6 protein-coding genes and 1 pseudogene are annotated in these 12,388 nt (G+C 74.9%); 5 read left to right on the top strand and 2 right to left on the bottom strand.

Annotation, left to right across the window (positions count from 1 at the left end):
- Positions 1-201, bottom strand: a pseudogene (locus AB0C69_RS26200) (MFS transporter); the annotation flags it as partial.
- 128 nt (positions 202-329) lie between these two features.
- On the opposite strand from AB0C69_RS26200, the gene AB0C69_RS26195 reads away from it, so the two are divergent.
- Entirely contained in the window at positions 330-959 is a 630-nt protein-coding gene (locus AB0C69_RS26195; protein WP_360357813.1) for a TetR/AcrR family transcriptional regulator, read from the top strand.
- Here AB0C69_RS26195 and AB0C69_RS26190 read toward each other — a convergent pair whose 3' ends face one another.
- Entirely contained in the window at positions 960-2,228 is a 1,269-nt protein-coding gene (locus tag AB0C69_RS26190) for a PQQ-binding-like beta-propeller repeat protein (protein ID WP_360357812.1), read from the bottom strand.
- Positions 2,229-2,344: 116 nt separating this feature from the next.
- On the opposite strand from AB0C69_RS26190, the gene AB0C69_RS26185 reads away from it, so the two are divergent.
- The 4 genes from AB0C69_RS26185 to AB0C69_RS26170 all read left to right on the top strand — a co-directional run.
- Positions 2,345-3,289 (top strand): TIGR01777 family oxidoreductase, encoded by a 945-nt coding sequence (locus tag AB0C69_RS26185; protein WP_360357810.1) that lies wholly within the window; start codon positions 2,345-2,347, stop codon positions 3,287-3,289.
- A 228-nt stretch (positions 3,290-3,517) separates the two neighbouring features.
- The gene (locus AB0C69_RS26180) at positions 3,518-7,708 is read left to right on the top strand and encodes a peptidoglycan-binding protein (RefSeq protein ID WP_360357809.1); all 4,191 of its coding nucleotides are present in this window, start codon (positions 3,518-3,520) and stop codon (positions 7,706-7,708) included.
- Positions 7,705-11,142, top strand: a complete 3,438-nt coding sequence (locus tag AB0C69_RS26175; RefSeq protein WP_360357807.1) for a DUF6603 domain-containing protein — start codon at positions 7,705-7,707, stop codon at positions 11,140-11,142. Before AB0C69_RS26180 ends, AB0C69_RS26175 begins: the two co-directional genes overlap by 4 nt.
- A gap of 1 nt (position 11,143) precedes the next feature.
- The coding region (locus AB0C69_RS26170; protein ID WP_360357806.1) for a hypothetical protein at positions 11,144-12,388 on the top strand (1,245 nt) is incomplete at its 3' end.

Raw genomic sequence — 12,388 nt, 5'->3', positions numbered from 1 at the left:
CAGCGTGTAGGCCGTGACCGCCCACGTCAGGCCGGTGCGGGTGAGTTCCAGGTCGGCGCCGATGTCGGGGAGCGCCACGTTCACCACCGTGACGTCCAGGATCAGCATGAACTGCGCGACGCTGATCAGCGCGAGCGCCGTCCAGCGGCGCGGATCCGGTGGCGCCGCGGTGTGGTCGCGGGTGGACGAACCGTGAGCCATGAGGGGCCTCCCAGCCCGGCGGACACCGGGGCGTCGCCGATAAACCGAACAGCAGTGTTCGGGTTAACGTATACCGGCGCAGAGCCTAAAGTGAACAGCGGCGTTCGACTTGACGTAGGGTGTCGGCCATGGGAGGCAGGACGGGCGGCCGAGCGAAGGCGGAACCGGAGGCCGGCGGACGTCGCCGCGCGGACGCCGAACGCAACAGCGCCGCCATCATCACGGCCGCGACGGACCTGTTCGCCCGCGAGCCGGACGCGAGCATGACCGACATCGCCCGCGCCGCCGGCGTCGGCAGGGTCACCCTCTACGCGCACTACCCGTCCAGGGAGGACGTCATCCGGGCCGTCCTCCGGCGGGCGATCGACCAGAGCACGGAGACCATCGAGGGCGCGCGGAGCACCGGGTCGCCCGCCGACGCCTTCGCCCACCTCATCCGCACGACCTGGCCGCTCATCGGCCGTTTCGGCCGCCTGTACAACGCCGCGCGCCGGACGCTCCCGGCCGAGGAGGTCCGGCGACTGCACGACCCGCCGATGGCGCACGTCCGCGAGCTGATCGTCCAGGGGAGGGACGCCGGGGACTTCCGCACCGACCTGCCCGTGGAATGGCTCGTCAGCACCGTCTACGCGCTGCTGCACGCCGCGATGGAAGAGGTCTCCGCGCAGCGCTTCGACCAGGTCGAGGCCGGCGAGGCCCTCGTGCGGACCCTGCTGGGCGCCCTGCGCGCCGACCCGGGGGACGCCGCCGGCAGGTAGTCAGACGCGGATGAAGTCGTAGGTGAGCGTGTTCACCTTGGCGCCGTGGCCTATCGCCGCCCAGTCGTCCCCGAGCCCTTGCAGCCAGCCGGGGAAGCGGCCGAGGCGACGGCCCGTGGCCGCGTCGTAGACGAGGACGAACGGGTGGTCGCCCTCGGCTCCGCTGACGGCGACGCGCCGCTGCGTGACGGCGGTCTCCCAGCTGGCGGACGTCCCCGGCAGGCCGGGATCGGGGGCCTTCCACAGGACGCGGCCGGTGGCGAAGTCCAGCAGCGAGAGGGCGCCGGCGTCCGCGTGCTCGCGGACCAGGAGCGCGCGCCCGTCGCCGTCGATCGGGACGCCCGGGGCCTCGCCGCGCCAGACCGTCCGTCCCGAGGCGAGATCGAAGACCTGCGGCCTGCCGGTGTCGGTGGACGCGGCGATCCGGCGCCCCTCGCCGATCAGGTCGAGGCCGGTGCTGGACGGCGCGAGCCGCTTCCCGCACTCGCCGCCCGCGTCGCGACCCGCGTAGACCTTCCTCGTCCATGCGCGGTGAGCGGTCGCCGCGCCGGTCGCCGAGACGGTGACCGTGCAGTCCTCGTCGCCGGACGGCGGGTCGTGGTCCGTGCTGATCAGCGTCCGTCCGACCACCACCGAGTACCAGCCGCTCCCGTCGGCGCTCTTCCCTCCCGGCGGGGGCAGGGGCCGGTCGTCGCCGCGGCGGGAGGCGAAGACCTGATCGGTGTCCGGGACGAGCGGCCGCCGCACCCCGACCGCCGTGTCGGCCAACCGGACGTCGTCGGTCCCGAGCCTCCAGCGGACCTTCCCGGTGCGCAGATCCCTCCGGGTGATCTCGCAGTCGGCCCCCTCGCGGCAGGCGGTGGTGAGGACGGCGTCCCGCGTGACCCGCGCCTTCGTGACCGGGCCGTCCTGCCAGAGCGTTCCGCCGCTCGCCGGGTCGATGACGCTGAACCGGACCAGGTCGTCCGTGGAGCTCTTCCGCCGCTGGACGATCAGGTCGCCTGCCACGTCGACCTCGTCGTCCTCGCCGGAGGGCACCCGCCACAGCTCCCGGCCGGACCCGGGGTCGACGCCGAGCACCGCCCGGTCGTTGGCGATCACCGCGACCCGCCCGACGACCGCCGTGGTGTTCTCGCCGGTCGGCACGGACAGCGACCAGGCCGCGGGCGGGCCCTCGCGCGACGGAAGGTCCGGCGAGGCACTGGAGCAGCCGGCCCCCGCCGCGGACACCAGGAGCACGAGAGCGGCACCGAGCCGGGAGCGGATCATCCCGACATCATCCCGGCCCGGCCCTCCGCCCGCCATCGGCCCCCGGATCTTCTTGCGGCCGAGTATTGAACGTGTTCAAATGAGTGGGGCTCGTGTCGCGAGGCGGGGGAGAGCAGATGAGAATCGTGATGCCCGGAGGGACCGGGCAGGTGGGCGCGGTCCTGAACCGTGCGCTGTCCGCCGCCGGCCATGACGTCGTGGTCCTGACCAGGCGCCCGGAGCACGCCCACGAGGTCGGCTGGGACGGCGAGACGCTCGGCCCCTGGACCGAGGCGATCGACGGTAGCGACGTCGTGATCAACCTCGCGGGGCGCAGCGTGAGCTGCCGTTACACGCCGGCAACCCTTCAGGCGATGATGGATTCGCGGGTGCGCTCCACCCGGGTGGTCGGCGCGGCGATCGCGGGGGCCGCGAAGCCTCCCTCGGTCTGGCTCCAGATGAGCACCGCCACCGTCTACGCCCACCGCTTCGACGCGCCCAACGACGAGGCGACCGGGGTGATCGGCGGCACCGAGCCCGGCGTCCCCGGCTACTGGGCCTACAGCGTGAGGATCGCCAAGGAGTGGGAGCGGGCGCAGCGGCAGGCCGAGACGCCGTCCACCCGCAAGGTCGCCCTGCGTACCGCCATGGTGATGAGCCCCGATCGCGGCGGGGTCTTCGACTACCTGCTCTGGCTGGCCAGGCTCGGCCTCGGCGGCCCGGTCGCGGGCGGCGCGCAGTACGTGTCCTGGATCCACGACCGGGATTTCGTCCGCGCGGTGGAGTTCCTGATCGCCAGGGACGACATCGCCGGCCCGGTGAACCTCGCCGCCCCCGGCCCCCTGCCGCAGCGCTCCCTGATGCGGACACTGCGCACCGCGTGGGGCGTCCCGGTAGGCCTGCCCGCAACGAGATGGATGGCCGAACTAGGAGCGCTCGCCCTGCGCACGGACACCGAACTCCTCCTGAAAAGCCGCCGCGTAGTCCCCGGCCGCCTCCTCGAATCAGGCTTCACCTTCGACCACCCCCACTGGCGAACAGCCGCCGAAGACCTAGTGCAACGCGTACGCGACTCGCGGTAACCGCCGCCCGGCAATGCCGCCGTGGAGATACCTGAGGTCAGGGATGTTCGGGGGTGGGTGCCGGCGGCAGGGTTGGGGCGTTCGTTCCGGACGGCGCCCTTGAGGCGTTCTGCCGGGCGGGCGGACTTCAGGGGGAGTCCGTTGTGATCGGCGGCGGCCGAGCGGGCGGGTGTGGGAACCCGGTCTTTCTCGTGGCGAGGCTCCCCTGCGCATGTGAGGGGGCCACAGTTGGGCAGAACCGCTTCCACGACGCCGTTCGTGCTGTTCGGGCCGATGGTCCGGCGGGTCGACCGGACGAGCGTCACCGTCGTCGTCGGCGTGCGGGAACGCTGCCAGGCGACGCTCAAGGTGTTCCCGGTCGGGGACGGGCCGGAGTACCCGAGGGGCGCGCCGGAGATGTCGGCCGCGGCGCCGACGGTCCGGTTAGGAGAGTCCCTTCACGTCGTGGCGGTGACGGTGCAGGGCACCCTGGCCGGGGGGCGGCTGTACGGCTACGACCTCGACTTCGGCGGCGACCGGGGGAGCCTGTTCGCCGCGGGCGTCGTGCACGCCGACCCGGCCGAGGCGGCGCGGGCGCTCACCTACCCGGACGGTCCCGGTTACCCGACCTTCCCGACGCCGCCGGACGATCCGAACGACCTGCGCGTCTTCCACGGGTCGTGCCGCAAGCCCCACGGCGAGGGGTACGACCTGCTGCCGTCGCTCGACCACGTCGTGCGCGTGAACGTCGGGGACCCGCGCCTGCGGCCCCAACAGATGATCATGACCGGGGACCAGATCTACGCCGACGACGTGGCGGACCCGCTGCTGGTGATGATCCAGCAGGTCACCGCGCGGCTGGGGATGGCCGCCGAGACCCTGCCGGCGGACGGCGGCCCGGCCGACACGGCGCTGCGTCCCGGGCTGCGCGCCGACGTGGTGCACGGGCAGGCGCACTTCACCTCCGGCCACTGCGACAGCCACCTGATGTCGTTCCGCGAGTACGCCGGGATGTACCTGCTGGTCTGGTCGGACGTGCTCTGGGACGAGACCGTCCCGCGGTTCGAGGACGTCTTCCCCGAGGACACCGCGGTCCTGAAGGACCCGGCGCGGCGCAGGCCCGGCGAGGACGTCCACAGCCTGATCGTGCGGGGGCTGCCGTACCGGCCGTTCAAGCACCAGAAGGCGATCGCCGAACGGTTCGTCCGGTGGCGGGAGGCCGCGCCGCGGCTGGAGGAGTTCCGCGAGGGGCTCGGCCTGGTCCGCCGGGCGCTGGCCCACACCCCGACGTACATGATCTTCGATGACCACGACGTCTCCGACGACTGGAACATCGGCACCGACTGGATCACCAGGGCCGTCATCGCCGACGGGCTCGGCCGGCGGATGGTGCGCAACGCGCTGGCCGCCTACTCGGTGTTCCAGGGGTGGGGCAACACGCCCGACCGGTTCGCGGACGGGCGGCCGGGCCGCGCGGTGCTCGGGGCGCTGGAGCGGTGGCTGGCCGCGCCCGGCGCCGCCGACGACGCGGCGCTGCGCACCGCCCTCGGGCTGCCCCTGGAGCTGAAGTACGGCGTCCAGGTGAAGCCGCCCGCGGCGGACATGCTGGCGTACCACTACACGATCACGTGGCCGCGGTACCAGCTCGTGGTCCTGGACACCCGGACCTGGCGCCGGTACTTCGGCCAGCGGGGCGTGCTGCTGTACGACGACGGCCCGATGGAGGCGATGCTGGCCGCGGAGCCGCCGCTCGGCGACGACGCGGTGACGATCGTGGCGCAGCCGACCGCGTTCCTCGGGGTGCCGGTCGTCGAGCAGATCGTGCAGCCGCTCGCCAAGGCCGTCGGCGGCCGGTACGAGGCCGACGCGGAGGACGCCTGGTTCCACGACGACGCGTCGATGCACAAGACGATCGGCCGGCTCTGCGCCGCGGCGCCGCCCGGCGAGGACGGGGTGCGGCGGCGCCGCCTCGTCCTGCTCGGAGGGGACGTCCACTACGGCTTCGCGGAGCGGACGCGGTTCTCGGCGGTCCTCCCGTACGCCTGCGGCCCCGACCGGAGCAAGCCGTTCGAGGGGGAGAACCGGACCGAGGCGGTGCTGGCCACGTTCGTGGCGAGCGCGCTGCGCAACCAGGACTTCAAGACCACGCTGCTCAACTGGACGGGGTTCGAGGTCGGCGACGACGTCCCGCACCTGCACTACGTCGGCTGGGCCGCCGAGGACCGCGGCGGGGCGCGCCGGCAGGTGGGCGTCGAGGTGCCGCTGACGGGCGGCGACCCGGTCGGCTGGTCGGTGCAGGGCAAGCCGTCGGTGGGGGAGCTGACCCCGGGACGGATGCTGACCGTCAAGCCCGAATGGCGGCTGGCCTCCCGGTTCGTCCGGCACGTGGAGGACGATCCGCGGCGGCCCGCCGGGACGCCGCTCCCGGTGGGCGACCCGATCGGCAGGACCGGGCCGGAGGCGCTGGCCGAGTACCTGGCGGCGTCCCGCGACTTCGACGGCTACCTCGGCGACTGGGGCAGCGGCAAGGAGATCGTCGGCTACTGCAACCTCGGGGAGCTGCGCTTCTCGTGGGGGGACGGGGAGGCCAAGAAGGCCACGCAGATCCTCTGGTGGCATCTCGGCGACCGGCCAGAGCCGGGCCCGCTGACGACGTTCGAGGTCGGCATGGAGTTCGGTCCGTCCCTCACCGAGGACATCCCCTACGGCTTCGTGCTGCGGGAGTACGACCACGACGCGCGCGGCGGCGGCGAGGCCGTCTACGACGGGCTGCGCCGCCCCGCCTCCGTCTCCGCCGGGACGGCCGTGGAGCGGCTGCAGAAGGACCTGGCCGAACTCGGCTTCGGGGCCCCGCCGCCCCGCTACGGGACCTACGACACCGGCACCGTCCGCATGGTGCGGGAGTTCCAGACCTACGCGCGGCGCGCCCGCGCGGCCCGCGACACGGGCGTCGCCGCCGTCCGCTACTCCGACCGCCTGGAGCCGGTGGACGTGCCGGACGCCGACCGGTACGTCGGCCCGGCGAGCGGGGTCGCCGACCTGCCCACCCAGCTCGCGATCGCGAGGTGGAAGCGGAACCGGTGGCGCTGCCCGGTGGTGGTCGAGGGCTGGCGGACGTCCGGGACGACCCTGGTCGAGCTGGTCGACGCCAACGTCTGGGGGGCGGGGCAGGCCTCGGCGTCCACCACCCTGTTCGCGCGGGACGTCGCCGGCGCCGCCGTGGGCCCGGCGCCGCCCGGCCATCCGGAGCTGACGCCGCTCGGCGCGGTCGCCGTCGACCCGTCCTATCCGGAGGGGGCGGGGCCGGTGGCGCCGGGACGTTCGGAGCTGCTGCCCGAGCACCTGCTGCCGCGGCTGCCGGACGGCCCGTCCGGGCCGACGCTGCCGCAGCTCGTCGCCGGCCGGTCCGACGAGCACGTGGCGAAGCAGCTGTCGACGTTCAAGGTGCTGCGGGGCGTCGCCGAGGCGACGGCCGGGGCCTGGTTCGACGCCGTCACCGCCAACGACGCCGCGCTGCTGCGCCTCGGGCCGTTCGGCTGGGCGGGCGACGGACCGTTCCCGCCCACCACGACCGTGCGGCAGCAGCGGGAGTGGTCGGGGGAGCTGTGGGCCTACCTGGCCTTCCTGCGCGCCACCGACCGCGACGCCTTCGACGCGCTGACGGGCGGCGGCGGGCTCGTCCCGCTGCCCGGCTGGGGGGCCGACGGCGCCGGGCTGCTCGACACGGGGCTGCGGGTGCCGAGGTCGCGCCCGACGCTCACCGGGGAGAACGGCAGGCCGGGCGCGCCGCTGACCCACGCGTTCACGCTGGGCGTGTTCCGCGACTGGCACTGGATCCACCGGTTCGTCACCGCGACCCGGACGGACGCCGCGGTCCGCCGCGGTTTCTGGAAGGCGGGGCGGCAGCGGCTGCACGACCTGCTCGCCGCGCCGTGGGACGGCCCGGCGGCGCCCTCGACCGTGCAGTACGTGCGCGGCGCCGACGGCAACCCGCGCCCGGCGCGGGTGGGGGACCTGTTCACCTCCGAGCGGGCGGCGGGGATGCTCGGCTGCGCGCACCTGCTCGACCCCGGGTTCGTCCTGTCGGCGGCCGACCCGGGCGCGGCCGAGCCGCCCGAGAGCCGGTTCGCGGGACGGGCCGCGACGCCCCTGCACCAGGTGCTGGAGGCCGCGAAGGCGACCGGCCCGGACTTCTCCGGTCCGGCCCACGACTGGACCGACGACCACGAGACCGCGCTGATCGCCGCGCTGGCACGCGCGACGGCGGCGCGCGCCGCGCTCGCGGCACCGGTCGATTCGGTGCGGAACTGGCCCTCCTGGCCCACCGGAACCCCCTACACCCTGCCGATCGAAGCACTGCCTCCCGCCGAGCGGAACCTGTCCGGACTGCGCCGCTCCCTGCGCCTGGACACCGACGATCTGCCCAGGAGGCAGCCGTGACGGACAAGACGGACCCGGCAGCGGACAGCGCCACGGCGGTGTCCGGGGACCCCGAGCGCGGCGTCCTCGCCCAGATCCTCACCGAGTTCGCCCTCTTCGTGGAGCCGGCGCGGTCGGCGGCCGACCCGTGGCGGCGCAACCATCTGCTGCGCGCGCTGGGCTGGGACCTGGGCCCGCTGATCGGCTACGACTCGCAGGCCTTCCAGGAGTGGGCGGACGGGATCGACCGCGCGGTCAAGGACATGGCCGAGGCCGCCGCCGAACTGCCGCGCGACTCGCTCGGCGGGCTGATCAAGGCGTTCCAGAAGCTCGGCGAGGCCGCCGGGCCGCTGAAGGCCCTGCCGCCCAAGGTCGGCGGCGAGGTGCCGGACGCGCTGTTCGACGCCATGCTCGGGGACCTGCTGAACCATCTCCCGGCCGCCTACCTCGCGCGCCGCGCCCGCTGGACGCTGCCGGCCGCCGTGCTGCTGGGGATCGTGACCCCGGCGGCGGACCAGGCCGAGCCCGGCCCGCCGATGCCGCCCGGGGACAACCCGATCCGGCTGCCGCGGCGCCGGACCGAGGTCCACCCGGACCGGCTGGTCGACCTGCTGTCCGACCCCGGCGCGTACTTCCGGGCGCTGTACGTGCCGGACGGACTGGACACGCCGGAGGCGGTCGACCGGGCCGCGGCCCGCATCCTCCCCAGGGCGGCGGAGCTGCTGCGCGGTCTCGGCCTGGACGCCGCCTGCGGCGTCCGGCCCGGCGTCGGCCCCGACCTCGGGCCGGACGGCGCGCGGCTCGCCGGGCACCTGCTGTCGGTGCGCGCCCGGATCCCGGACGCGGACGGCGGGGACGAGGTGGAGCTCGGGGCGAACTTCGGCCTCGGCCTCATCGACGGAAGGCCGGCCCTGGTCGTCGTCCCGCGGCTGGCGGCGCACGTGGCGGGCCGGGCCGGCGGCTGGAACGTCAGCGGCGACCTGGAGGTGTCCGCCGAGGCGTTCGCGTTCGGTCCGGGCGGTGTCACGGTGGCGGGCGCGGACCCGGCGGTGCGGGTCGCGGCGGAGGTGGCGCGGATCTCGGCGCCCGACGGCCCGGCCTGGGTGGTGGGCGCGCCCGACGGCGTGCACCTGGCGGTCGGCGAGCTGGTGCTCGCCCTGCGCGCCGCGCTCGGCGCCGGGCGCGACGACATCGAGGTCGGCGTGCGGGCCGGCCGGGCGGAGATCGTGCTCGCGGGCGGCGACGGCGACGGCTTCGTCAAGCGGGTCCTGCCGCACGAGAAGGTGTCGATCCCGTTCGAGCTCGGGGTGGCGTGGTCGCACCGCGCCGGCCTGCACCTCACCGGGGCCGCCGGCCTGGTCGCGGAGTTCCCGGTGCACGGCACCGTGCTCGGGGTGAGCCCGGAGCTCGTCCGGATCGGCGTCGACGCGTCCCTCGTGGACGAGGCGGTCTCCGCGTGGGCGACCGCCACCGTCTCGGTGCGGCTGGGCCGGCTCACCGCGGTGGTCGAGGACGTCGGCGTCGCCGCCGACCTCACCTTCCCCGCCGACGGCGGCAACCTCGGCCGCGCGAACCTGGCGCCGCGCTTCAAGGCGCCGTCCGGCCTCGGGCTCCACCTGCTGCTCGGCGTGGTGGACGGCGGCGGCTACCTGTCCATCGACGAGCCGCGCGGGATGTACTCGGGCGCGTTCCAGTTCGGGATGGCGAGCAGCATCGCGCCCGGTTCGAGCGGGTTCCGCCTCCAGGCGGTCGCCGTCCTCAACACGAAGACCGCGGACGGGAGGCCGCTCACCGGGCGGGACGGGGGCGAGAGCTACTCGCTGCTGGTGTCCGGGTCGTTCCAGTGGCGCCCCGGCCTGGTGCTGCCGGCCGGCATCACCCTCACCGGGCTCGGCGCCGTCCTCGGCCTCAACCGCCGCGCCAACCTGGAGGAGCTGCGCAACGCGACCCGCTCGCGGAGCCTGGACGCGGTGCTGTTCCCGGCGGATCCGGTGGGCAACGCCCCGGCGGTCGTCGCCACGCTCGGGCGGATGTTCCCGCCCGACCCGACGGGCACCCTCGTCGGGATCATGGCCCGGCTGGAGTGGCTGGCCGGCGTCGTCCGCGCCGACCTCGGCATCATGATCGAGTTCCCGGAGCCGATCCGGCTGATCGTGCTGGGCCGACTGCTGATCAACTTCCAGGAGGCGGGGAAGTTCCAGCTCGACGTGGTCGGCACGCTCGACCCCGACGCGGGGGAGGTGTCCCTCGACGGCAGCCTCGTCGACTCCAAGCTGTTCGGCCGCCCGGTCAGCGGCGACATGGCGCTGCGGCTGCGGTGGAAGGGCGAGAAGAACTTCGCCGTGTCCATCGGCGGCTTCCACCCGGCCTTTCCCCCGCCCGTGGGCTTCCCGGAGCTGAAGCGCTTCTCGATCAACTTCAACAAGAGCAACGACCTGCTGCGCGTCGAGGCGTATCTCGCCGTCACGAGCAACAGCGTCCAGTTCGGCGGGGCGCTCAACCTGCACTTCGAGTTCTGGGAACTGCGCGTCGACGGCCGCGCCTGGCTGGACGCGGCCATCCAGTTCAAGCCGTTCTGGGTGACGGCCGAGCTCGGCGCGACCGTGTCGGTGAAGTGGGGCGACCGGACCCTGCTCGCCCTCACCCTCCTCATCGGGATCAGCGGTCCCGGCCCCTGGCGGGCGCACGGCGAGGTCAGCGTCCACCTCTTCTGCTGGGAGATCAGCAAGCGCTTCGACAAGGAGCTCGGCGACCCGGCCGAGAAGGAGCGGGAGGCGTTCGTCGACGCGGCCCTCCTCCTGCTGGAGACGCTCAAGCAGCCGGCGACCTGGGACGTCACGACCCCGGACACCGGCGGGGAGATGGCCGCGCTCACCGCTCCCGAGACGACCGCGGGGCAGATCGCGATGCACCCGGGCACCGTCCTCGGCGTCCGGCAGAACCTGCTGCCGCTCGGCGTGGACCTGGACCGCATCGGCACCAGCCGCGTCCAGGGCGCCCGCCGCTTCGACGTCACCTCGTTCACCCTCGGCGGGGAGCCCGGCGACCTCGGCGACCCGATCCACGACTACTACGCGCCGGGCCAGTTCTTCGACCTGACGATGCCGGAGATGGTCGAGCGGCCGCAGTCCGAGCGCCGCGAGGCGGGCCGCAGGCTCGTGGCCCGGCCCGGGACGGCCCTCCCGGACGCCGCGCTGACCGTGTTCGCCGCGGCGGGCGGCGACGAGTCCTACGACCGGATCGTCATCGACGACCCGGACGCGGCGGGCCGTCCCCTGCCCGAGGCCGCCGCCCTCCGCGACGGCGCCGGTCGCTCCGCGGCGCGCGACGGCGCCCTGCTCGCCGCGCTCGCCGGGAACGGTCCCGCCGCGAACGCCCGGACGCGGAGCACCGGTTCCGCCCGCTTCGCCGCGCGGCCGCTCGCCGCCCGGATCGACCACTCGGAGGTGTCCTGACATGGCGGCCGGACTGCGCTTCCTGCCCTGGATCCGCGACGGCCTGGCCCGCGCCGTCACCGGGACCGACCCGCGGACCGGGCCCCTGCCGCGCGTGCGCGGCGAGATCCCGCTGCGCGTGGAGTTCACCGCCGACGACGGGCGGGTGGTCCCCGCCGCCACCACCGCGGTGATCCACGGCCCCGGCGACGTCACCGGCCTGGACGACCGCCAGATCATCCGGAGCTTCCCGGCGCCCGGCACCGACGGCGCGGAGGACACCCTGTTCGCCGCGGTGGAGTTCGACCGTCCCGACCTGCCCTGGGCGTTCACCCCCGCCGAGGCCGACGGCCAGGGGCGGCTCCGCCCCTGGCTGGTCCTGGTGGCCGTCCCGGCGGCGGACGCGGAGCTCGCCGCGCCTGCCGGGGCGCTGCCGACCCTCACCTGCGAGGTCGGCGAGCTGCCGCCGCTGGGGGAGTCGTGGGCGTGGGCGCACGCCCAGGTGCTGGTCACCGGGGACGGCGACGACGTCGAGGACGTCCTGCGCGACCACCCCGAGCGCACGCTGTCGCGGCTCGTCTGCCCCCGCCGTCTCCGCGCGGGCACGCGCTACCACGCGGCGGTGGTCCCCGCCTTCGAGGCGGGGCGGCTGGCCGGCACGGGCGGACGGGCTCCGCAGGCCGGGGAGCTGGCGCCTGCCTGGGGACCGGGGTCCCCGAAGCCCGACCCGGGGGACGTCGTCGTGCTGCCCGCCTACCACCACTGGTCGTTCACGACCGGCCCGGACGGCGACTTCGAGTCCCTGGTCCGCAGGCTGCGCGCGCGCCCGCTGCCGCCCGAGGTCGGCAAGCGGCCGGTGGACGTCTCGGCGCCCGGCGGCGGCCTGCCCGCCACCGAGCCCGCGGGCCGGGAGGGCACCTCGGTGCTCGGCTTCGAGGGCGCGCTCGCCTCACCGGCGATGGAATCGACCGTCTGGGACGAGGGGGTCCGGGCGTCCTGGCGGCAGGTCATCGAGCTGCTCCTGCAGGACACCGGCGAATGGCTCACCCCGCCGCTGTACGGGGCCGCCCACGCGGCGGCGACGGGCCTGCCCGCGGGCGAGCCGGAGTGGCTGCGGGAGCTGAACCTCGATCCGCGCCACCGGGCCGCCGCCGCGCTCGGCACCGAGGTCGTGCGGCGGCACCAGGAGGAGCTGGCCGCGGCCGCGTGGGAGGCCACCGAGAACACGCCCGCCGCCAGGGCGGTGACGATGACCGCGCTGATCGGG

Origin of the sequence: Actinomadura sp. NPDC048032 (assembly GCF_040653175.1) — a bacterium.
Classification (GTDB): Bacteria; Actinomycetota; Actinomycetes; order Streptosporangiales; family Streptosporangiaceae; genus Spirillospora; species Spirillospora verrucosospora.
This window is presented reverse-complemented; position numbering and strand designations above follow the sequence as displayed.